Raw genomic sequence first — 23802 nt, forward strand, 5'->3', positions numbered from 1 at the left:
CTTGGCCGGCGAGCCTATCGTCGACGATAAGAAATTCTGTACTCGGTTTTGTCCGTCGTCGTCGCGGTCGACGTTGCACTTGCGAACTGCACCTCGCCATGCTTTGTTTTGTCGCGGTTGGCGTCACCATGAACATGTTCGTGAGTGACCAGACCGACCACCGTTTCTTCTTCACGGTCGATTTCGTATCCGTCCGGAAAATGCTGTTGCATCAATTCCAGAGCCTTTTCGCGATTCCGTTCTGAATTCGACGGCATCGCTACAACGCCTAGGTCGCTGTCCTTAAAGACGTAGCGAGCCGATCCACAGCCCGACAAAATCACCGCGACGAACGAAACCATCCACAGATGACGTTGAATCGATAGAAGACTATTCATCGGTTGGCTTCCATTTCCGAAACTAAGAGTAATTCGGGGTCGGCGGGCGATAGTCGCCAAGGTTGATGGATTGAAACCAGTCAATCGTCTTTTTCAATCCTTCGGCCAAAGGAACCTTGGGTTCCCAACCTAGCTTTTCTTTGGCGAGCGAAATGTCTGGTCGACGACGTGTTGGATCGTCCGCCGGAAGTGGACGCTGAACCAATTTGCTTTTCGATCCTGACAGCTTGATGACTTGCTCGGCCAACTCTCGAATTGTGAACTCAACAGGATTGCCGATGTTAACGGGGCCGACGAAATCGTCTACGTTCATCATCGCTATGATCGCATCGCATAGGTCGTCTCGATAACAGAACGATCGCGTCTGTTCACCGTCGCCAAAAATGGTGATGTCTGTACCGGCCATCGCTTGTCGAATGAAGTTGGAAACGACGCGACCGTCGTAAGGGTGCATTCGCGGGCCATAGGTATTGAAGATACGTACGATTCGAACATCAACACGATTGCTGCGGTGGTAGTCCATGAACAACGTTTCGGCGACTCGCTTGCCTTCGTCGTAGCAGGCGCGTGGTCCAATCGGATTGACGCTGCCGCGATAGCTTTCGACTTGCGGATGGACTTCTGGATCGCCATACACTTCGCTCGTGCTGGCCTGCAGAATCCTGGCTCCACACCGTTTCGCGACGCCCAACATATTGATTGACCCGAGCACGCTGGTCTTGATCGTCTTGATAGGGTTGTATTGGTAATGGCCCGGTGCGGCGGGACACGCCATGTTGTAGATCTGGTCGACTTCCAAGAAAATCGGCAAGGTCACATCGTGGCGAATCAACTCGAAATTGGGGCGATCCAACAAATGAGTGACGTTCATTTTCTGGCTGGTAAAGAAATTATCCAGGCAAATGACGTCGTGGCCATCGTCGACTAGGCGTTCACAGAGGTGAGAGCCGAGAAAACCGGCGCCACCGGTAACGAGGATACGTTTGATCATGTCGGATGGTTGTCACGAGGCCAGAAAGGAAAAAAATCGCCGCTGGAAGCGTAGACGATTTGGCCGAAGGTCGAAACACGGTTCCGATGCCAAATCAGTCCTTGTGGGCGAATCTGTCTCTTAAGCCAATTCCGTCAATCGGCCGCTGCTGTCGCCGATCGATTCAACAGGAGTCTCCATGGCGTCGAGCATCGACATGAACAGATTCGCCATTGGGCGTTCACTCTTGGGTTGGATCCAGCGGCCCGTTTGGAAGCTGCCGCCACCTCCGCCCGCCAAAATGATTGGCAAATCGCCGTGATCGTGGCGGTTTCCGTCGCTGATGCCGCTGCCGTAAAGGACCATCGATTGGTCTAGCAACGTTCCACCGGTCGGATCGGCGATCGAGTCGAGCTTGTCCAGAAAGTACGCCAATTGCTCGACCAAATAGTAGTCGACCTTACGAAGATTCTCGACCGTCGTTTCGACATTTCTGTGGTGACTCATTTGGTGGTGGCCTTCCTTGACACCCACTTCGGTGTACCGACGACTGCCGCCGGCGTTGTCCAGCATTAAGGTGGCGACGCGTGTCGTATCGGTCTGGAAACCGATCACCATCAAGTCGTACATCAATCGGGCGTGCTCGCGAAAGGATTCGACACGACCGAACGGAACTTCGATATCGGGCAACGCCTTGAGATCTTCCTGTTCGGCACGGTGGATACGCATTTCGATCTCACGCACGCTGACGAAATACTCGTCCAGCTTTCGCCGGTCCGATTGCCCAACCGTCTTCATGATCTTTTCGGCGTCCACGCTGACCACATCCAAGATGCTTTGACGGTCGAGATTGCGTTTTCGATTGTCGCCCGCGTTGCCGCTGCTAAACATTCGCTCGAAAGCCATTCGAGGCGTGATCTCTTTGGGCATCGGCTGTGTCTCGTTGCGCCACGAAATATTTGATGAGTACGCGCAACTGTATCCCGAGTCGCAGCTTCCGCCGCCACGGTTGACTTCTAAGCCCAGCTCGATCGACGGCAACCGCGTTGTATTCGCCAATTGTGTCGCAGCCACTTGATCGACCGAAATTCCCAGCCGGATATTCCCACTGGTCTTCACCGGGCGTGCCGCGGTCAGAAACGTTGACCCGCCGCGGGCATGGTCGCCAGCACCATCGCCATTGGATCGGCCATGATCGTGAGCCAAGTTGGAAATGACATTGATTTTCGACTGATGCGCCGCAAGCGGTTGAAGCGTTCGCGAAAGTTTCCAATCGTGCTCGGATCCCGTTGGTTTCCAGTCCGGCATGATCGCGCCGTTTGGAAAAAATATGCAAGCCATACGCTTGGGCGACTTCGGCGGTGAAGCGGCGAAGCCTCGCTTTGCAAGCGGCGTCATCGATTCCAACAACGGTAAACCAAGCGCCAATCCGGCACCGCGTAGCAATGTTCGTCGAGCAATGGACGGTCCCGTGATATTCGCAGTCATGTTCGTCTTCTTTGATAGAGTCTCAATGAAAGTCCGATTGGACGTCTGGGATCAAGTCCTGACGCTTAAATTTGCCATTCGTAAAACTGAAATGGCCTGCTCATGATGACTTCGGTGATCAAGTCCACGAAGCGATAGTTTTTGTCCGCCGTCTCTTCGATGATCGCGTCGACAACACATCGATCGTTAGGCGTTAGTTCGCGGCCGATCGCGTAGGTCAACAATCGGGTCGTCGCCGTGCGAGCAAACGATTCGGTTTCGGTCTTGCCCAGCAATTCACTCAGCTCGACTGCGCCGTTGAACTCGCGTCGACCGGGAAGTTCACCGCTGGCGTCGATCGGTTTTCCACCTTCGTTTTTTCGGAACTGACCGACTGCATCAAACTGTTCGAGTCCGAAGCCCAGTTGATCCATGACACGATGACACGACGCACAAGACGGATCGGCGCGGTGTTGTTCCAGTTGCTCGCGGAAACTCAAACCGGCCGAAGACAACTTCGCCTCGTCGATTTCCGGAACTCCGGGCGGCGGTTCGGGTGGCGGTGTTCCAAGGACATTTTCGAGGATCCATTTCCCTCGTCCTACCGGTGATGTTCGGTTCGGATTGCTGGTCAACGTCAACACACTGGCGTGCGAGAGGATCCCGCGACGAGGCGTTGCTTCCAATGACACTTTCACAAAACGATCGTCGTTTGTGTTCGCCAGATTTTTAGGTGACAGCCCGTAGTGTTGGGCGAGCGGTTTGTTGACAAACGTGTAGTCGGCAGTCAATAGCTCCGATACCGGACGGTTCTGGCGCAGGATGTGTTGAAACAAGTTTTCCGTTTCGCCTGCCATCGACGATTTTAAGTTCGAATCGAATGTCTTGAATTGTTCTGTATCGGCGTCGTGATCGGCCAACTTTCGTACGCCCAACCACTGGGACGCGAATTCGGTCGCTAACGATTCGGACTTTGGGTCGTCTAGCATGCGTTTGATCTGCCGCGGCACTTCCGCGTCTTTCAGTTTGCCCTGATCCGCTAGCCGCAACAGCGTTTCGTCTGGAATGCTACTCCATAGAAAATACGATAGCCGGGTCGCCAGTTGGTGTTGGGTCAGCGCAACCGACTCTGCTGCGTCGGGTTGTTTTCCGTTGGTTTGGGACGGTGGCGATTCCACTCGAAACAGGAACCTAGGTGAAACCAGCACGGCGGCAACGGCAATTTGCAGGCCGCGATGGTAGCTTTCCCCACGACGGGTCGCGGCGAGGACTAAATCGGCATAGCGTTCGACCTCTTCATCCGAGACAGGGCCGCGGAACGCGTTTCGCATCAGCGGTTTCAAACACACGGCGGCTGATTCATCGACGTCGTACCAACCCTCGCCACGGCGTGGCGCGACTTTGCGGACGAGCGTTTTTTGAGTGCGAGGAAATAATTCGTCAGGAATCTTTGACGGTCCGGTCAAACTCATGCTGCGAAACAGTACCGAGTAGTCGTCGTATTCGATGTCACGTTCCGGCTTCAGCGGTGTCTTGATCGACGCGTGCGCGCGCTTGACAAAGGCTGGATCGAGAGAGTCAAAATCTTTGCGATACGTCGTGCCGATCTCGAGAGGTTCGTCTTTGCCAAAGTACTGGACGAGCAACCGTCGCTTGCCGGGTTTCAAATTCAGCTTCACTTCGCCGCGACTGGATCCGCCGCTGCGGCCAAAGTGTTTGATTGTCATCGTACCGACAAGGATTCCCGTCTCGTCAAAGACGCCAGCAATTTGCGACTCCGCCCCCGATGGTGTCACGCCGCCGGCAAAACTCAAACGATATTCGCCGGCGAGCCGGACATCGAAATCCGCCCACACAAAACTGTTTGGTTTCATGAACAAGCCAAAGAAGCTGCCGACTTTACGGTCACCGTGGGTATACAGTTGGTCGCTGGGACGATTCTCCTCCAGCGTTTCGATCGTATCTGGATCGACGATCACTGCCTCCGCAACTTCTTCCGCCGCAGATAAGTATTTTTCCATCAACAACGGTGACATCGATAACAGGTCACCGTTGTTGTCAAATCCCGCACCGGTTTCGTCGGAGGGGAATTGGTCGGCGGGCCGCAGATCCATTTCGAATAGATCACGGATCGAACGGTTGTATTCGGCGCGATTGAGACGTCGAGCCGTCACTTTGCCGGGCCGCGGACGCGTGTCGCACGATACGGCGAACATCGATTGGTCGAGCGCTTCAACAAGCTGTTTGCGTTCATCGTCAGACGGCAGGTCAGCATCTTCGGGCGGCATCGCGCCGAAGCGGACCATTTCCATCACACGCTCCATCGAATTGACACCGCCATCAGAATCCGAGAGTGTTTCGAAGTTGGATAAGTCCCATTCGGCCTCGGCGTTGTCCGCGTTGTGGCAATCGAGACAATATTTCTGCAGGAGTGGCCAACCCACTTTTGACCAATGCTCGGTCGCCGCTGAATGTGTCTTGGATGGGCTAGTATCGGATCCGTCGGCAAGCAATCTGGCGTTGCTGATTGCGATCAACACAAACGCAAGAACGTTGAAATGGATCCGTGTAGGCAACACAGTGGACGATCCTGATCCGAGGAAATGCGGCCGGCGAAGCTACTAACTTCCGATGTGAACCGCGACCGTAGTCGTCGCCGATCAACATCGAGCAAGTCTTTGCGGTAGAGGATACCGCTTTCGTCAGCCTGAAAGGTGGGGACGTTGGTACGCCAACGTTGCCCTAATTATAGAGAAGATCCCACCCTTTGCTAGATCCATCTCGGGGGATGAACCGGAGTCGCTGGTCGCAAAATCGGCTGGTTTTTGCCGATCGAATGTCCGGTTCCAGTCCTGCGTGGACGAACGATCGTCATACCGACTGGATTTCCGAAGGTTCAGCCTGCATGCCAACCTGGGCGCGTAGTCGCTCGTTTTCAGCCTTCAAGGTTTCCAGCTGTCCCAGCACAATATTGAAGTCGTCCGCAGCTTCCATCCAGAAGTCACCGGTTCGAAATTTGATGGGACCGATCGGTTGGTCTTGGGACAGCGCCCGCAGTGCCGTTCGCAGTCGGTACATCGGGCCGGCAAATCGATTGCTCAACTTTAGCGAGTCCCGCAAAAAGACCGGTAAAAGCATTAGCATCACAAAAAGCAGCGGAGTTTGCGCACGAAGCGATGTCCACGCTGATTGAAAAAAGGGCTGGTCGCCGGCGGTAAACATGACCCGCACCATGGTGCTGATCGAGATCAAACAGACCAGAAAGAGCGTCCAATGTCCGACCAATCGACCGGCTATCGCCCACTGGACTTTCGGGTCCACCAGGATTCTTGAGCGTTCGTACATGCTTCGCTTCGTTTTTACAGATGTTGAAATAGTGATGTATCAACGGAGCATTGCCCGGTGCTCCGAGAAAACGTAGCTCGCAGTGTGAAACTCTGCGGTTGATTCCGAAGAATCCGGTACTAGTTCTTGCCTTCGGCGATGCGATGTTCGGTCACCACCGTCACAGTCGTCGTGACCGGATCGATCCGATAGCGATTAGCGCAATCATGCCGACGGATGCTGGGTCGCCCGAAGCAGAAGCAGCGCGGTGCCGATTGTATTCATTAACCGGATTTCGGCAGTCTGCCGGAATATCGGACCTCGAACCGTGACGCACCAGGAGTTTCGCGCTCATGCCACTTCGACTGACACCGGCCGCAACCGCGATCCTTTCCCGCTTTTCTCTGGGGATAGGTTGCTTGGGGTTTTTCCTGGGCTTAGGTTCGCAATCGCTCACCAACGCGACCGCCGCCGCAGATCAACCGGCGCCCGTGGAACGATTGGGTCGATGGTCGGGATACGGATGGAGCGATGGGTATCACGCCTGTGCCGGTTCGGGCGTTCGCTTGGGGGCGGACCTGCCGCCGAAATCCTATGCCGATACCCGCGGCGCGAATCAAGGCGGAATGTCGCGGGGGAAACTCGACGGACACGGACATATGCAGGGGACAACATTCTACGATCGCTTTGATACTGCGCGAGGTTGCGACGCCGGTACAGGATGCGATGCTTATGGTTGCGACGCAGGTGGTTGCAATCACTTCGGTCACGATCCCGTCGGCGACAACCAAGCCCCTTACCTAGCAAGAGCCGACGTTCATCAAATTCAGTCCACCATGCCGGAACCGGCTTCAACCTATACCCGCGTCGACGTGCCCCCACACCTTGATCCATACTCAATGGACAGTCCTCTGGACGGATTTAGCAGCCCGATTCGATCGTTAGATCAGCCCGTCGTTTCGTTTGAAACGATTCAACTGCCCAAAGACCAACGATCACCAATTCGACCGACCGAAGCTCCCAAGCACATTCGACCCGAGGCTCTGGAAACCGCATCGGTGTCTATCGAGCTGCCCGTCACGTTTCAGAACAGTTCGCTGCCGTCGAGTCTGGCAATCACTTCTCTGGATCGCAAAACGCCAAGTGATAGTGATATCGCTGCAGCACCCCACAGCACCGATCAACCCGCAGCAAGTCAAGCATCTGTGACTCCATCGGAACCATCGCGGCCGACCCGTTTGCCACGTGTTGAATCAGGGCAGCAATCTCGGGTCGCCACGCGGCTATCGGATGACTCAACGAATGTTGAAGGTGTACAGGGGGCGGTCGAAACGTCCTCCGTGAGAAACAATCCCTTCGTTCGCTAACGAAGCGCGTGAGATGCGAGACCTACTGCATCGTCCTTAGCGAGTCTGGTTCCCATCCGACGTCGCAACGCGATTGGCATCGGTTATGCCAAACCAGAGGAACGAGGATTCAAACAGGTTGCCAGTCGAATCCTCATTCAACTCGGTCGACGGCATCGTTCGATAGCGACGGTTATCGCTCGAAGAATTGAATGTGACTGCTTATGCGAACGAGACGACCGAGCAGTTCCATTGAACCGAAGCAGGTCGCGTTGACCGGCTACTTCGTTCCGCTTGGGCTCTGTTCGGCCGAAAGGTCGACGCCCGCCGGGGTGATGTACTGGTCCATCTCATTGGGATCGGCAACGACACCGGATTTTGGTTCAGAGCATCCGATGATCGATGCGCAAAAGACGACGAGAACGAAGGGAAGCAAAACAAATTTTTTCACGCTGATGTTCCTAATTGTAGGTGGTTCGAGAAAGACAACGCCCCGTCAACCATGGCGATCGACGGGGCGTTTTGAGTAGCTAAGCGCTGAACCATCGTTGAAGACTACAGTTCTTCTTGGATGACTTCTTTGCTGGCACGTGTACCCAAGGAACCCCACAATCCATATGGACTTTGAGCACCGGGTACCGGAGCGGGTGACGTGTTGCTCAACCGAACGGGACCCGAGCTTTGGTTGCCGGCTTCGATCGAGTCGGTAATGAACTTCACGGCGCCATCGGCGAACAGAACGTGACAGCCACCTTGGTGGTAGCTAGAAGGAGGCAATGCACCGGTTTCGCGAAGTCCACGCCAACCCAAGCAAGTTGCTTTGTTCGGTGGGCGCGTCGTGTTGAAGCCAGTCGTTACCGGACCGCCGTAGGCCCACATGTAACCGCGAGCGCTGCGTGAACGCCAAGTCTCGGTGCCGGCTGCGTTCATCGAAAGGGTGTCCACACCTGCAACCCAAAAAGTGGGTCGAAGTGGGTCAATGCTGACATCACAAGCGAGCAGGTTTCCGAGCTCAGCCGCTTGACCGCTTCGGTTGCGAACACCAGTGTTGACGACGGGGTCCGTTCGGACGTCGCGGTCACCCAGGTTCGTTGCGATTTCTGCACAAGCCAAAGTGTTCGACAATCCGTCAAGAATGTCGCGGAACTTTGTCCCTTGATAAGGAATGAAGACGCCACGGCACGATGCACGCGCTTGTTCCGCAGCCGCTTGGTTCAGTGGCCAAACGCCGTTGGCTTGTTGAACGCCGGCGCCTTCGTGCGTCTTGTCGATCGCGTCCCCCAAACAACCGGCGTAGTTCGTACGCCCTTGTGCGGGAAGACCAACCCCCGGATCACTTGGGCAACGAAGTGTTTGGATCTCGTTGAACCAAGGCGTGTAGTTGCGGCCACCGTTGTTGTTGGCACCGGGGTCGGTGTCGGGCGACGGTCCCATTGCGGCGAACAAGCCGGTCAATGATCCGTTGAGTGCCAAGCCAATGCCGCCCGGGTTGGAAATCTGTTCCCAGATCGCTTGTTGCTCGATGAACGGTGTGATGCCAACCAAGAAACTTAGCTTGTTGTTTGCCGCAATCACGCTGTCGGCCGTGTAAGCGAGGCCAGCAACGTGCGGACCGGCGCACTGGGCCGGAAGCTGATTGTAGGCCGAGTGATAGTTGTGAAGACCAAGCCCAATTTGCTTGAAATTATTGCTGCAGCTCATACGACGGGCTGCTTCGCGTGCGGCCTGAACAGCCGGCAACAAGAGACCTACCAAGACGCCGATGATCGCAATGACGACCAACAATTCGACCAGGGTAAAACCGCTTTGCGAGCGGCGGCGCATAACTCTTACCATACACTTCTCCAGTAAAACGAAACGAAAGCCAAGAGATTCCCATCGTGCTTCGTTCACAACGAACGTTTCAAATGGGGCAACAGGAAGACAACCAGCAAAACAGAACAAAGCAACAAGCGAGAAGGTCTCTTTGCCGAGCTGGCTTAAGAAGAAGAGACTTTGTCAGGTTGTGCTAACGTCTGATTCATTCACTATCGAAGGAGCTTCCCGTCGGGACTCTTTCAACGTGAAAGAGTCAACGAGTTAAATACTTAACAACCTGCTGCTCGGCGAGTAGCGGCTAGATCAACGGAAAGTCAAAGATTTTTGAAAATACTTTTCAATGACCGTGCCTTGCCATTTCGGCAATGGCTGATCGGGCGATCGCGTTGATGACCGGTTGGCGTAAGGCCAGTCAATCCAAACGATCTACCCAGGCTTCGGATTGATCTTCGACGACGAGAAACCGTGTGTCGGATCGCAAACTCGGTAGGGTGCTGATCTTGCCCGACGGCCATTTCACCTGCACATCAACGGCGTCGCCGTTGGCACCAAGGCCGAACACAATGACGGCATCGTTGCGGGACTGGTAACCATCGCCCGTTGCCGTAACGGCCACTTGTCGATTCCCTTGATGGGAAACCTCGACGCGCGCACCGATCGCGCCACGCTCGCTGGCGACGCCGACCAGGACGATTTGGATCCAGTGGTTGTCGGTCTTTGTTTGATTTTCCAACAGGGCGACTGGAGCCAACAAATCAACAACGGCGATATCCAATCGCCCGTCGCGATTGAAGTCAGTCGCAATCGCCGCCCGACCAAGGTGGTTTTCTCGCCAATAGGTTTCGTCCGACTGTTCGGCCAACAAGAATCGGTCGCCGAGGTTTTCGATCAACTGGGCCGGCATCGCCATCGCCGTCTCGGCGCCGGCGACTTGGTCGATATGGCCGTTGGCGACGAAGACATCGACGGCGGCGTCGTTGTCAAAATCGATTGCTTGGCATCCGAACCCCAGCAAGTTCTCGCTCAGTCGATCTAAGCCGAAACGCGGTGCGGTATCGTGAAAGTTGCCTTGCGAGTCGCCCTGGTAGTAATTCAACCACTCGTCAAACCAGTTCGTGACCATCATGTCGGGCGACCCGTTGCGATCGAAGTCGGCCCATCCCACGCCCATGCAGGCACACGCCTCGCCACGCGAACTGACCGCACACCCACGGGCGACGGCGACATCGTCGAACCGGACTTGGGATGCGTTTCCGCGTTGCTTCCAAAGCTGATTCGGTCGCGCGTCGTTGGCGACAAAGATTTCGTTCGCCGCGTCGTTGTCAAAGTTGCTGACGATCAGCCCAAGTCCTGGGTTGGCGGCATCACCGAACTGCGCCGCATCGCCGTTCCCCGATCGCTGTGATTCCTCGCCCAGTTCCCGCGATTGGAATGTTCCTCGGCCCTCTTGAATCCAAACGCGGTCCACTTCGGCAGGAAAATTCAGTGGCCCTGGAATCTTGATCAATCCTCCATCGGGGCCAATCGGCGACGGTTGATACATCGATGGCGAGTTGACGTAGTTGACTTCGACCACGTCGGGTATCGCATCACCGGTGACGTCGGCGACGGCCAGTCCCATCGTGTAATGATTTGAACTTGGGTTCGTCCAGCCGACCGTTTCGCTGACGTCGTGAAACGTCCCGTCGCCTTGGTTGATAAGCATTCGATTCAGACCCAGGTTTCCAACGATCACGTCGTCGAACCCGTCTTGGTTGATGTCGCCGGTCGTCACGCATTGGGTGTAGTTGCGATCGACAAGGGACGCCGCCTCGGTTGTGTCGCGAAACTTGCCGTCGACGTTTCGGAAGAACTGATCCGACGCGTTGGACTTGCCGTCCGGTGGTTCGCACCCGCCTTGGCAACAATAGAAGTCGACTTGGCCATCTCGGTCAAAGTCGAATGCCGCGATGCCTCCGCCCAAGCCTTCGAAGATACGGAAGTTGGTCGACCGCTTTGGGTCGGCGTTCAAGTACTCATGTATCAAACCTCTCGCGGCTGCCACGTCGACCATGGTTGCAACGGTTCGCTCCGAGTCGATCGACGAACTGTCGGTTGGCGATTCTGGTCGGGTGGTGCCGTCGACTTCGTCAGCCAACAGCGACGGGGCCGAGGGCAGCGGATACCCGTCGATCGCTAAACCGACGAATCGCTTGGCCTGTGTGACGTCACCGTCGGTGCGCCGCAACCGTTCGATTTCATCTTCCCACCAGGATCCTCGAATCAAAGACGGATGCTCGCTGCGAAACCAGGACAGCCATGCGGCCGCTTGGATCGGCTGGCCGACACGTTCCAACTTCGACGCCAACTCGATCACAAGTCCATCGTCGGTCTGTGGCTGTGTTACCAGCGTTTCGGCGATCGGCGAGATCGACAACAACAGGTCTCGATGACGGTCAATGCGTTTGGCCGCGTCGTTGTCGCCCAAGCGAAGCATCGCCGAGGTCAAGCGTTCGTAAACGATCGGGTTGGTGCAATCCGCCTGAATGGATTTCAAGTAACAAGCAACGGCTTGATCCACTTTGCCATCGAACAAGCGTTGGTCGCCGATCGCTCGCCAAAACAGCGGGTTGTCGATCACGGCCGACGATGATGTGGACAACCACTTTGACATTTCGTCGAACTGTTGAAGCTCGGCGAACCCGGCCGCGATCGCAGCTTCCGTCGTCGACTCACGTTTCATCAAACCCTGATCCAACATCGCTGTCAAAATATCCACGGCGATTCGAGGCTGGCGACGACTCAGTCGTCCGAGCGATTCGCTTAGCGGTCCCTCGCGGTGCTCCGGCGTGCTCATGCTGCTGGCTTGGGTGGCGGCATAGGAGTTCGACACATCCAACAACGATCGAAGTTCGGCCGCACTCGCATTTCCCGCAGTCACAAGGGGTTCGAGAACGTCGCGTGCTCGATAACGCCAGCCGACGAAGTTCAGAAACGCCGCATACTGATGACGCAGAAACTCGACTTCGGGCGCCATTTCCAGCGCTTTCTCGTACTGAATCCTGGCCTCGGCAGCACGGCCCGCCGCCGCTAACCACTGCGCCGATTGGCCCAGCGACGCGATTCCGAACTCGGGGTCGTTCGGGTCGATTGAACCCAGAATCTCGATCGCACCGTCCAGGTTTCCCGTGCCAGCTTCCGCCTGGGCGAACAGGAACCGAAGTCGCGAGCCTTCCGGATCGAGCAACAGGCCACGTCGCAGCGACGTTCGGGCATCTTCAAAGCGTCCGTCGGCCAACGACTGTTCGGACGTTCGGATCAGGTCATCGATTGACGCCAATTGTTCGATCGGTTCCGGCGCGATGTCTGACGAACGTGGGTCCGACGATCTTGGGTTCGACGTCAAAGCGTCGTTTGTGGGCTTTTCGAGCGGCGTTTGTGAACAACCGAGAATCCCCAGGATCAATCCGAATCCGATCAGAATGGGCACCGAAAACTTGGGGGTTCGCATCTATTTCTCTACAGGCGCGGGGCCATGCGTTGTCGAACGAAGGGCGGGTTCGGTCGCAATATACATGCGCCGCCGCGGATCAACGAAAGTTAGACGCCTTCGCGCGGCTAGGAATCCGTCCGATACTTCGCGTGCCGACGGTGAACGGGTGTTTGCGCCCTGCCCAATCGGTCGCTGGTGCGGAAACTCGTCCGACCGGTGGTTTGACCCTCTCGAGATTCAGGAAACGACCAAGCGATGCAACGTACTTTGGTGCTGCTAAAGCCAGACTGTGTACAACGAGGACTGATGGGCAAAATCATTTCTCGTTTTGAAGAAAAGGGCCTCAGCGTCGTCGCTATGAAGATGCTGCAAGTGACGCCGGAGATGTCGCGAGAGCACTACGCCGAGCACGTCGCCAAGCCGTTTTACCCCAGCTTGGAAGAATTCATCACGTCGGCCCCGGTCGTGGCGATGGCGATCGACGGTTTGGATGTCATCTCGGTCGTTCGCGAAATGCTGGGCGCGACCAACGGGTTGAAAGCCGCATCCGGCACCATCCGTGGCGATTTCAGCAGCAGTCGCCAAATGAATTTGGTCCACGCAAGCGACAGCCCCGAATCGGCGGCCCGCGAGCTGAAGATCTACTTCGGCGAAGGCACGTGCAGCTACGAGCAAGTCGCCAAGGGCTTCTTGCGAGCAAACGACGAGTAGTTAGCGACTCGCGATGCGAATGGTTTTTCGCTCATGAGCCGCTTGCCAATGGCCCGGATCATCCCGGGCCATGAGGGATCGCTCGAACAAGTCCGGGCGAGTTTTGGCGGCCGATACGTTAGCGGCGGTTCAGCTTCTCTTCCGCTCTGGCCGCCTTCAATGCCGCGGCTTCACGCGGCAGCTTGAACTCAGGTCCTGAGGGGAAATACTGGATGTCGTCTTGCAGGTAGTACGGGCTCGGTAACGTTTGGCCGTTCATCGAGACCTGGCACCCGGTGGCGCCGACCAGACAAAATCCGACCGCTACGGTCAGGGCGAGGGTAGCGGACGTGCGTCGTAATTGAGCGTTGCGTGTCATCTTGGTTGCCTTCGCTGTCTAATCAAAATCCGGGTGGATCAAGCCGAATGAAGTTTCGGCCGGGAAACCGGCGCGATTCTCATCACAATGGTCATCGGCCCGACAACCGGCATATCTTTACACGCGGGTCAGATTATTGGCCGAAATATCTGGCACAGGTCAGACAACCGGACCATTCAACGCGCCAAAAGCGTGGTTTTCAGCCACCGATCGTCCCATGCGAACATCAGCATCGACAACGGATCGGCCGCACCACCCAGCCACGAAACCGTCGGATTGATCACCAACAGGTCCGCCGAAGCTCCCACCGCGATTCGGCCAGCGTCCGTCCAGCCCAGCGAATCGGCGTTTCCAGCCGTGATCGCATACCACGCTTCCGCAGTCGACGGAAATCGCGGACCGAGCGACGAAGCCGCTTCGATCATCGCCCGCGCGACACGAACCATACTTCGCTCGTACCCCGCACCCACGTCGCTACCGACGGCCAGTTTCACGCCACTTTGGATCATCGCGTCACGTGACATCGCGCCACTGCGAAGAAACGTATTCGCCGTCGGGCAATGCACGACTGTGCTTTCGGATCGACGCAACCCATCGCGGTCGGCGGGATGCAAATGAATTCCGTGCCCAAGCAGACTGCGTTCGGTCAACAACCCACATTGTCGGTAAACGTCGACATAAGGCGTTCCACCGAACAACTCGGACACCCGTTCGCATTCTTGGACCGTTTCGGCCAAGTGAGTCTGAATCGTTGCACCCGTTTCGGCCGCGATCGCGCCGGCGCCGCTTAGCAAAGGCTCGGAACAAGAGATCGCAAAGCGCGGCGTGATCGCTGCGGCAACTCGATTTCCGGACGGAAACTCTCGCTGCAACGCCGCCGCCTCGTCGAGTAACTGTTGAGCCGGAAGACAAAGCGCCGGTGGAGCTTCGCGGTCCATCAAGACTTGTCCGACGACTCCGCGCAAGCCAGATGCGGATACCTCTTCGATCGCCGCCCTCGCGGATTCGTGGTGAACCGTCGCGTAAGTCGCGATCCCGGTGGTACCCACGGACAGCAATTGATCAATGACACGCCGCGTCATCGATCGGGCGTAGTCCACGTCGGCCCATTTCATTTCGCTGGGGAATGTCACGTCGGACAACCACCGCAGCAGCGGCATGCCATGAGCGCCGATCAAATCGAACTGTGGTAAATGACAATGAGCGTCGATGAACCCCGGTGCGATCAACGATGTCGGTCCGCCGTGATCGAAGTGTTTGGGGCGGTCCCCCAAATTCACTTCGTCGATCATTCCGTCGGCAACCCGCACCGTTCCGACTTCGATGTGGCACTTGCCCGAGTCGTCAGCCAGCAAAAGGTTGCCAAACAGAATCATCGTTCACCGCCCACAATCGAGTCACTTGGTGGCGATGATCGCGTCGAGTTCGGCTTTTAACTTCGGCAGAATCTCGTCGTATCCGAACGCTCCGAGTGCTTCGGTTCCCCGTTTCAGATTCACCTTCGCCGGACCGCACCATAACCCCAAATCGGCGTCATCGGTTTCGCCAGGACCGTTCACACGGCACCCCATCACGGCGATCGTGATGTCATAGTCCTTCGCGTAAGTCGACATTTCCTTGACGCTTTGCGCCAAATCGATGAACGCTTCGTTTTCCACACGCGAACAACTCGGACAACTGATGATGTTCAGCGCCTTATCGTCGAACTTCACCACGCTGCGCACTCGACCGGCGTAGATGTCATCAATGATGCCCAGCCCCGCAGCGACCTCTTCGGGTTTGCGATCATTGGGCAGTGTCAACGAGACACGAACCGTGTCGCCGATCCCGTGACCGATCAATTGCTCGAACGCGATGCGAGTTTTGATGACACCATCGGGCGGCATGCCCGCCTCAGTCACACCCAAGTGCAACGGTACGTCGGGCCGCTCCGTGGCAAACCGTTTGTTGACCTCGACGACCTTCGACGGATCACTGTCCTTCAACGAAACGACGTATCGAGTAAATCCGAGCGAATCGACGAACTCGCAATGCTCCAACGCGCTTTCGATCATCGGTGTGATCGAGTCGTCGGCATCATATTTCGCTTTCTTGGCCGGGTCGACGCTGCCGCAATTCACACCGATGCGAATGGCACAGTCATGCGTCGCAGCCTGTTCGATGATGAACCGTACCTTGTCCTGCCACGGTTTTTCCCGTTGGTGGTGGTAAAGGTGGCCGGGGTTGTAGCGAATCTTGTCGACGTACGGCGCGACCAGTTCGGCAAGTTTAAAGTTCTCTTGCAAATCGACGGCCAAGTTTGCCGTCGTGCCTTTGCGGATCTCGGCGAGCGCCTCGGCGTCCTTGTCACTATCGACGGCAATGCGAACCACACCCGCGCCGGCCAACCGGTACGCTTCGGCCTGGGCGATGGTGGCTTCGATGTTCTGGGTCTTCGTCGCCGTCATGCTTTGGACGGCGATCGGGTGCCCGTTGCCTACCGTGATGCTTCCGATGGCGACCGAGCGAGTCGGGTTTCGAGTGATTTTCATTTTCGTCGTTACAGTTGTTTTGCTAGATCCGCCTTCACGATACCGATGCTGATTGGTCGCGTCATCGCCCCTGCAATGCGGCGGTGATCTGAGCCACCGATGGTGCCATTTCAGCATGGGCACGCTGTAAACTGGCTGCTCGCGATGTACTTAACCCGTGTTGCTGCAAACTGGCAACATTTTGGGACAAAGATTGCCATCCATCGAGCAAGTGATCGGCCTCGCGTTGCAGTCGTCCCAAGTCCGGCCGCCCGCTCAATTCGGCATGCAGCGTTTTTGCGTGCCGATAAACTTCTTCGGCCGAAGCGACGAATTCTCGCTGGAAGGTCGCCGGTGTCAGATAGCGTTGATAACGCCGCGCATCCGCCAAAAAGTACTCGCTCGAACCCTCGATGGCCGCTGCGATTTGGATCAACGACCCCGGATCGAACTGAATCATACCGCCGACCCCAAGTGATTCCCCGAGGACACCCATTTCTTGATCGATCGCGGTCAAGGTGGCCGGATTCAATCGCGGCACCTTGGCGTAAACGGGAACCAAGTAGGACCAGTCCTGCATGATCGGCGTTAACTGGGCCGCCAATTGATCGCGTCGACCGCCGGCTGACACGGCTTCTTCCAATTCTTTCGCGGCGCGGAACATTCGGCGACTCCGTTCCATCACGGCCGCCTGTTCTCGTGAATCCAGGTTGACCATCGATCGAATCGTCAACTGATCAAGCACTTCACCTAAACTCTGTTCCAACCGGTGGGCCGATGCCGTCAACGACTTTGTGTTCTGTGGCGGCGGCATCCACAACAGCGCATACGTTTGATCGCCGCATTGTCGGATCCGATCCAATCGACGCGACAGGTGCGGGTCGCCGATCGCGTAAACCGCCTCGCTGACGGGACTCCAATGACCGACGAAGTCCGTGAATCGCGTCACGACCTGGTCGTAAGTTGAATCGTCGATGCGGTCGGCCTCTTTCAACAACTGACCACGCATCACCCGAATGTCGTGCTCGACCTGTTTGGCCTGAGCGGGGGAAACATTGCTTAACGGCAAATCGTCGATCAACGTTTCCATGTGGGTTGCGCCGATGATCATCAAATCATGCAACCCGTGACGAACGAACTGAGGTTCCAGGTTCAGTTGACGACACATCGTGCTGGCCAACCGATCGCACTCTCGAATCGCTCCGGTGCATTGATTCGACAGTCCTTCCATCGACCGAAGCCCGAACGACAGTTGACGCCACCGAGCGTCGAGCTCGGAATAGGCCGGTGCGATCGGATCCAACGATGCCAACCCGTCACAACGGCTGATCAGTGCGCGGGTGTCGGCGGCCAAGCGATACGCATCGGGCATCACCGCACGAATGGCGGGATTCCGCTGCGAAGCGTCCCGCAATTCCGCGACCATCGGATCGATACTGCGGCTGAAGGCAACCAAGTTTTCCGCAAATTGGGCAGCTTCGCGGGATCGCACATTGATCGCGGATGCACCACCGGCTTGGCGAGGATCAAAGTTCGGCGGTGGGCCGGGCACCGGTTCGCGTTGATTTTTCTGTTGTGCTTCGGCGATCGTTCGAAAAAGATCCTCGATTAGCGCGCCACGCTGCGCAAATGCCGGCGAAACCATCGAGATTGTGAAAACGAAAAAGATCAGCTGACGCATTGGACCGTTCCTGCAGAATTGAGAGGCGTGTTCAAAGCGACGCTAGCAGCGTTTGGAAAACCAGCTCGGTCGCCTCCACTTGCCGCGGGCCTCGCCCACGCCTTTTTAGTGTATGCGAATGGACTTCGCAGTGGACGGCCCCATCGTGCTTTCGCCTCGCAAAGCCAATGAAAACCAGCCCATCGTAGCCCTGAGGCGCGTCGGGTCCTAAGTGTCCCGTGATCGCGACGGCCAAATCAGATTCCGGAGTTCGGCCTAGCGCTCCCGTTGCCATTTGATGCGCGACCGTGTCACAAACCGCCGTTCGTGTTTGGATGGTGTCGGCATCGACGTCCAACCACTGCGTCTTCGTAGCGTCGCGATAGGTAACAGCCGATCCGCAAAGCCACTGCGAAACACCAGCGATCTTCCCCAGTTCGCACGCCACCATGCCACAGGTGCAACTTTCGGCAAAGACAACACGGCACTTCGTTTCAGCCAAACGAGCGACGACGTCGGCGGCTAATGTCACGGTGACACTCCGGTCGATTCGCCCAGATCGTCGCCATTGGGGGATGCCGTTTCTTCCGCTGCGTCAGCTTCCTCGGCCATGATCCGTTGGGCCTCGGCCATCTGTTCCGAAAAATCGATAACCTCAGCCTTCTGTTCTGCGGTGATAGGCATGCTGCGAAACAAATCGGTTTCTTTCTTTTCGATCTTGCCTTCGTTGTTCAACACCATCTTGACAGCTACCGCCGACAAAAAATCGCTTTCGGAGCAATCGGGACACGACGCCAACTGCAACTCGACGTAAGCCGAGGACTGTTGAGCAAATTGCAGTCGACGAAACGCGGCGATGTTCCCGGTCGCGATCGTCTGCCATGCAGGATCCACGGGCGAAACCGGCAGCGCCGCCAATTCTTTCGTTTCTTCGGTCCAACGATCGCACGTTTCACAGAATGGCGAATTACCGTAGCTGCGCCGAGCCAACCAAGCCGTCACGAACACAATCGCTGCTTCGATCACCCATCCGGTGACCGCTTCCCAACCGTCATGCGGATTTCCGTTCTTGAACCATAGACCGTTCTCGAAAATGTACGTGCCCCAACCGAGCATCACGCGAGGATCGAAGCCCAAGATCGCAGCTTCGATCACTTCTTTCCCGAAGCCATCGACCGACTGGATGAACCATGCGCAGTGGACCGCCCAAGCCGAATAGAAACTGATCACCGTGATGACCAAGGTCATGGCGGCAACCGCAAAGTGACTGCGAAACTTTGTGAACCGGCAAGTCCGTCCGACCAATACGCCCAACAGTCCGCCGTAGGCTAACGTGACGATGCACCGGAGTTTCAAGAAGGGCAAATAGACGACGATGCCGGAATACAACACGCCTAGCAAAATCGAGGCGGGCACCAAAATCGCTAGTCCCAACAGTAATCCGCCTGCCGGTACACGTCCGCTGTACTGGTACATGGCGGATTGACTGCGAGAAAAATCGGCGTCGTTCATCGAATCGTTGCTTTCGACTTCGTTAGTGCGGAAGTCCGCTTCGGTGAAAGCGGGTCAACCGATCTTAACATTCCAACCGACCCCGTTGAACGTCACGTTTGCTTCGCTACCAACCGATTCCGATCGAAACGCCACCGCCTCGATAGCTTGGGTAGCCGTAGCCGCGATATCCGCTGCCATAAAATCCACCATACGGACGATATCCGCCGGTACCGATGTTGATCGATACGGGTGGCCGATAAGCCGGCGCCCGATAGTACGTTGAGACGCGAGCAACAGGTACAACGGCGACACGAGGAACGACGACGGGGTAATAAACCCGGCGAGTTTGGCGACGAGCGTATCCGCGGCCGCCGAATGCTTCCGCATCGGCAGCAAAGGACAAGGACGCAGCAATGGCCAGGGCAGCCACAAAGTACTTCAGCATGGGGAAATCCGGGGTTTGAGTAGTTTGTATTGTTTAGCCCGATGCCCAAATAGGCAACCGCCCCGGAAATCAGCGAGGCGAGATATCGGATCGCTAGGGCTCGATACGGAGGGCCAATCAGATTTTTAAATCTGGGTAGTTCCAATTTGTCGTGGATTACTCCGCAATCCAACGTTTTCCATGCGTTGGAGCGGCCGAGCGGTCCACGACCATCGCTGCCTAAGTTGCAAAACTGATTAGCCCGGGCTCGATACGGCGTAAGGTTGCAACTGCGTTGTCGTGTCATGACAATTGCCGGTGCTAAACCGTCAGCCGTCCCCTCCCGATCCAGCCATTAAGACAACATGCCTGCACTACCTCATCGATGTTTCCTCGCCGGCATCATCGCTTGCTTGCTGGCTGGCTTCACTGGCGATGCGGCGCTCGCGGGTGAATTGGAATGGGATCTTAAGGTAGGTGACCAATTCGATGTTTCGCTTGTTCATTCGACCGTCTCGGAGTCCGTTGTGGGCGAATTCAAAGCGGATCAAACCTATCGCTACCAACTTGGTACGACATGGACAGTCACCGACGTCGACGACCAACGCACGGCAACGATCGAGAAACAAGTTCGCTCGATTCAATTGAAGATCGTCAGCGTTTCGCCCATACCGATGCAGATCGAGGTCGATACGGCGAAGTCGACCGCCAGCGGAAAGACATTTAGTGGAACCGAAGGCGAGACGCTGTTGAAGCATCTTCAGTCGTTGGTCGGCAAAACGCTGCATTGGAAGATGAAGCCCAACGGCGAGACACAGGCCTTGCCGATTCCGCAAGCGACTCAAGACGCCATCGATGCGTTTCCCGAATCCGACTATGTGCTGCAAATGTTTGACTTGAGCAGCATCGCGGAAAGCGAGACGTCCTACGTCGTCGTGCTTCCCGATCACTCACCGGAACCGGGCGAAACCTGGACGCAAGAAAGTGATTTGGCGGTTCACGAAAACCCAGCGTTCGTGACACTGTTTCGATACGTCGGGGAAACCGATCGCGATGGCAAGCGTTTGAGTCAGTTCACGACGAACACGACGCCCAAAAGGGTTGGTGACCGAAAGCTTCCGCCCGACTCACCCGACGCCGCCTCCGTCATCAAGCAGACCGGCGAGGGAAAATGCTTCTTTGACCGGGAAGCAAGAAACTTTGTCGATTCAGCCTATCGCAGCAGGATCGTTACGACTTCCTCGGCCCAGCAGTCTGTGATTACGTCCGATGTCGCTTCGACGATCAGGCGAAAACCTTAAAAAACGAGTGTTTTTTATTGTTGAAGCGGGAACGCTTCTTGGTTCCCGGGACCCGTCATTCGTCGCGTGCATCGCAACGACTTGAGGAAATCACTGGCAGGCACTCGACAGATCGCGGATACTGCCTACGGTTCAACGAACGATCTGCTTGTTGAACATTCCATTTCGATTTCCATCTACGGAGAGCCCATGCGCAACGCAATTCACTTTGCCTGGAAAGCGTCCAGCCTTTCAGCAGTTTTCATCGCCGCTTCGGTATTTGCCCAGGAACCACAATCGGCTGCCTCGAACGGGGCGGGTGAATGCCCGGTGATGGGAGTACCCAAGGATCCCGGCCAGCGACATACGGCTGCTGGCGTTTACTCCAACGGGGACTGGTGGCCGAACCAACTGAATCTGCAAATCCTTCACCAAAATTCGCTGAAAAGCAATCCGATGGGTGACGGATTCAACTACGCCGACGAGTTCAAGAAACTCGACTTGGCTGCCTTGAAGAACGACATCAACGCGCTGATGACGACGTCCCAAGACTGGTGGCCCGCCGATTACGGGCACTACGGACCGTTTTTTATCCGAATGGCTTGGCACAGCGCCGGGACGTATCGCGTGGCCGATGGCCGCGGCGGTGCCGGCTACGGTACTCAGCGTTTTGCGCCTCTGAATAGTTGGCCTGACAACGGCAATCTCGACAAGGCGCGGCGTCTGCTGTGGCCGATCAAGCAAAAGTACGGCCAACAAATCTCGTGGGCCGATTTGATGGTGCTGACCGGAAACTGCGCCCTCGAATCGATGGGGTTCAAAACCTTTGGTTTCGCCGGTGGCCGCGAAGACGTTTGGGAACCCCAGCTAGATGTGTACTGGGGTCCCGAGACCACCTGGCTGGGCGACAAACGTTACAGCGAAGGTCGCAAGCTCGAAAATCCGTTGGCCGCTGTGCAGATGGGTTTGATTTACGTGAATCCTGAGGGGCCGAACGGGAACCCCGATCCGCTTGCCGCCGCGAAGGACATTCGCGAGACGTTCGGTCGCATGGCGATGAATGATGAGGAAACGGTTGCTTTGATCGCCGGCGGACATACGTTCGGCAAAGGTCACGGCGCAGCCGATCCGAACAAGTTCGTCGGCCCTGCACCCGAAGGTGCGACTTTGGAAGAACAAGGTCTGGGTTGGAAGAACAGTTTTGGAAAAGGAAATGCCGGCGATACGATCACCAGCGGCTTGGAAGGCGCTTGGACGACAACCCCGGCTCAATGGTCGAACGACTATTTCGACCATATGTTCGAATACGAATGGGTTTTGACGAAGAGTCCGGCGGGCGCTCAACTGTGGATTCCCAAGGACGGCGCGGCAGGCGGTTCGGTGCCGGATGCTCACGACGATTCCAAGTCGCACGCACCGATCATGTTCACGACAGACTTGGCGTTGAAGATGGATCCGATTTACGGACCGATTTCCAAACGCTTCCATGAGAATCCGAAAGAGTTTGAAGCAGCGTTCGCGAAGGCTTGGTACAAGCTGACGCATCGAGATATGGGACCGTATTCGCGTTGTCTGGGTCCGGAAGTCGCCGCGCCCCAATTGTGGCAAGATCCTGTGCCAGCCGTCGATCACCCATTGATTGGCGAAGCTGAAGTTGCGGCGCTGAAAGCTAAGGTCCTGGCATCGGGCCTTTCGGTTTCCGATTTGGTCGAAACGGCGTGGGCATCGGCATCCACCTTCCGAGGCAGTGACAAGCGGGGCGGCGCCAACGGGGCCCGCATTCGGCTAGCGCCGCAAAAAGACTGGGCGGTCAACAATCCGGCCCAACTGTCGAAAGTTCTTAAAACGCTGGAAACGATTCGAAACGAATTCAACCAATCGCAACAGGGCGGCAAGAAAGTCTCGATGGCCGACTTGATCGTGTTGGCCGGTTCGGCGGCGATCGAACAGGCGGCTGCGAAAGCAGGAAACCAAGTCACCGTTCTCTTTGTTCCTGGACGCACCGATGCGACCCAAGAACAAACGGACGTTGAAGCTTTTGCCGTTTTGGAACCAACCGCCGACGGTTTCCGGAACCATGTCGGTCACTCGCTGGACCGACCGGCCGAAGAATTGCTAATCGATCGCGCCAACCTGCTGACACTGACTGCACCCGAGATGACGGCGCTTGTCGGTGGCATGCGAGTCCTGAACGCGAACACCGATGACATGCGTTTGGGGGTTCTGACAAAGAATCCGGGGACGCTGACAAACGACTTCTTCGTCAATCTGCTGGACTTGAACACCGTTTGGAAAAAGTCGCCAGTTTGCGAACACTTCTTCGAAGGCCTCGGTCGTGACACCGGCGATGTGAAGTGGAAAGCGACCGCCGTCGACTTGGTGTTCGGTTCGAATTCACAGCTGCGTGCAATTGCCGAAGTCTATGCCAGCGAAGATTCGAAACAGAAGTTCGTGAACGACTTCGTCGCCGCATGGGTCAAAGTGATGAACGCCGATCGCTTTGATCTGGATCCGGCGACACGTTATCGTTCGGCAAAGCTGGCCATCGACGGTCGGTAATAGCACGCCGAGAATCTCGAAGGCTTGATTCC

General features: G+C 56.4%; 19 protein-coding genes. 4 read left to right on the plus strand and 15 right to left on the minus strand.

The window, feature by feature from the left end; all coding sequences use genetic code 11:
- Nucleotides 1-14 precede the first annotated feature (14 nt).
- From Poly51_RS22715 to Poly51_RS22735, 5 genes are all read right to left on the minus strand, one after another.
- Nucleotides 15-377: a hypothetical protein gene (locus Poly51_RS22715; RefSeq protein ID WP_146460393.1), complete on the minus strand. Its 363-nt coding sequence runs from the start codon at nt 375-377 to the stop codon at nt 15-17.
- 22 nt (nt 378-399) lie between these two features.
- On the minus strand, nt 400-1368 hold the full coding sequence (locus Poly51_RS22720) for a UDP-glucuronic acid decarboxylase family protein (RefSeq protein ID WP_146460395.1): 969 nt from the start codon (nt 1366-1368) through the stop codon (nt 400-402).
- A 120-nt stretch (nt 1369-1488) separates the two neighbouring features.
- A complete protein-coding gene (locus Poly51_RS22725) occupies nt 1489-2835 on the minus strand; it encodes a DUF1552 domain-containing protein (protein WP_146460397.1) in 1347 nt (448 codons plus the stop codon).
- 65 nt (nt 2836-2900) lie between these two features.
- On the minus strand, nt 2901-5390 hold the full coding sequence (locus tag Poly51_RS22730; protein ID WP_186775734.1) for a DUF1592 domain-containing protein: 2490 nt from the start codon (nt 5388-5390) through the stop codon (nt 2901-2903).
- A 295-nt stretch (nt 5391-5685) separates the two neighbouring features.
- Nucleotides 5686-6159 carry a hypothetical protein gene (locus Poly51_RS22735; RefSeq protein WP_146460401.1) on the minus strand — a complete coding sequence of 158 codons (474 nt, stop codon included), beginning with the start codon at nt 6157-6159 and terminating at the stop codon, nt 5686-5688.
- A 332-nt stretch (nt 6160-6491) separates the two neighbouring features.
- On the opposite strand from Poly51_RS22735, the gene Poly51_RS22740 reads away from it, so the two are divergent.
- Complete coding sequence (locus Poly51_RS22740; RefSeq protein ID WP_146460403.1) at nt 6492-7505, plus strand: hypothetical protein; 1014 nt, start codon at nt 6492-6494, stop codon at nt 7503-7505.
- 259 nt (nt 7506-7764) lie between these two features.
- On the opposite strand, the gene Poly51_RS30645 is transcribed toward Poly51_RS22740, so the two are convergent.
- The 3 genes from Poly51_RS30645 to Poly51_RS22750 all read right to left on the minus strand — a co-directional run bounded on the left by Poly51_RS30645 (nt 7765) and on the right by Poly51_RS22750 (nt 12792).
- Entirely contained in the window at nt 7765-7935 is a 171-nt protein-coding gene (locus Poly51_RS30645) for a hypothetical protein (protein ID WP_186775735.1), read from the minus strand.
- Between the two features lie 104 nt (nt 7936-8039).
- Nucleotides 8040-9320 carry a DUF1559 domain-containing protein gene (locus Poly51_RS22745; RefSeq protein ID WP_246114697.1) on the minus strand — a complete coding sequence of 427 codons (1281 nt, stop codon included), beginning with the start codon at nt 9318-9320 and terminating at the stop codon, nt 8040-8042.
- Between the two features lie 394 nt (nt 9321-9714).
- Complete coding sequence (locus Poly51_RS22750; RefSeq protein ID WP_146460405.1) at nt 9715-12792, minus strand: FG-GAP-like repeat-containing protein; 3078 nt, start codon at nt 12790-12792, stop codon at nt 9715-9717.
- Between the two features lie 237 nt (nt 12793-13029).
- Here Poly51_RS22750 and ndk point away from each other — a divergent pair, with 237 nt between their 5' ends.
- A complete protein-coding gene (gene ndk, locus Poly51_RS22755; RefSeq protein WP_146460407.1) occupies nt 13030-13485 on the plus strand; it encodes a nucleoside-diphosphate kinase in 456 nt (151 codons plus the stop codon).
- Nucleotides 13486-13603: 118 nt separating this feature from the next.
- Here ndk and Poly51_RS22760 read toward each other — a convergent pair whose 3' ends face one another.
- From Poly51_RS22760 to Poly51_RS22790, 7 genes are all read right to left on the minus strand, one after another.
- The gene (locus Poly51_RS22760; RefSeq protein WP_146460409.1) at nt 13604-13843 is read right to left on the minus strand and encodes a hypothetical protein; all 240 of its coding nucleotides are present in this window, start codon (nt 13841-13843) and stop codon (nt 13604-13606) included.
- 176 nt (nt 13844-14019) lie between these two features.
- Nucleotides 14020-15219 carry an amidohydrolase family protein gene (locus Poly51_RS22765; protein WP_146460411.1) on the minus strand — a complete coding sequence of 400 codons (1200 nt, stop codon included), beginning with the start codon at nt 15217-15219 and terminating at the stop codon, nt 14020-14022.
- Nucleotides 15220-15240: 21 nt separating this feature from the next.
- Nucleotides 15241-16374, minus strand: a complete 1134-nt coding sequence (gene ispG, locus Poly51_RS22770; protein WP_146460413.1) for a (E)-4-hydroxy-3-methylbut-2-enyl-diphosphate synthase — start codon at nt 16372-16374, stop codon at nt 15241-15243.
- 61 nt (nt 16375-16435) lie between these two features.
- Nucleotides 16436-18034, minus strand: coding sequence for a hypothetical protein (locus tag Poly51_RS22775; RefSeq protein WP_146460414.1), 1599 nt, complete (start codon nt 18032-18034; stop codon nt 16436-16438).
- A 31-nt stretch (nt 18035-18065) separates the two neighbouring features.
- On the minus strand, nt 18066-18545 hold the full coding sequence (locus tag Poly51_RS22780; protein ID WP_186775736.1) for a CinA family protein: 480 nt from the start codon (nt 18543-18545) through the stop codon (nt 18066-18068).
- Nucleotides 18542-19525, minus strand: coding sequence for a hypothetical protein (locus Poly51_RS22785; RefSeq protein ID WP_146460418.1), 984 nt, complete (start codon nt 19523-19525; stop codon nt 18542-18544). Before Poly51_RS22785 ends, Poly51_RS22780 begins: the two co-directional genes overlap by 4 nt.
- Before the next feature lie 106 nt (nt 19526-19631).
- The gene (locus Poly51_RS22790) at nt 19632-19952 is read right to left on the minus strand and encodes a hypothetical protein (protein ID WP_146460419.1); all 321 of its coding nucleotides are present in this window, start codon (nt 19950-19952) and stop codon (nt 19632-19634) included.
- Nucleotides 19953-20296: 344 nt separating this feature from the next.
- On the opposite strand from Poly51_RS22790, the gene Poly51_RS22795 reads away from it, so the two are divergent.
- Both Poly51_RS22795 and katG read left to right on the plus strand, forming a co-directional pair.
- Nucleotides 20297-21232, plus strand: coding sequence for a hypothetical protein (locus tag Poly51_RS22795; protein WP_146460421.1), 936 nt, complete (start codon nt 20297-20299; stop codon nt 21230-21232).
- A gap of 189 nt (nt 21233-21421) precedes the next feature.
- Nucleotides 21422-23770 (plus strand): catalase/peroxidase HPI, encoded by a 2349-nt coding sequence (gene katG, locus Poly51_RS22800; RefSeq protein WP_315853678.1) that lies wholly within the window; start codon nt 21422-21424, stop codon nt 23768-23770.
- Nucleotides 23771-23802 lie beyond the last annotated feature (32 nt).

Origin of the sequence: Rubripirellula tenax, from assembly GCF_007860125.1 — a bacterium.
Lineage (GTDB): Bacteria > Planctomycetota > Planctomycetia > Pirellulales > Pirellulaceae > Rubripirellula > Rubripirellula tenax.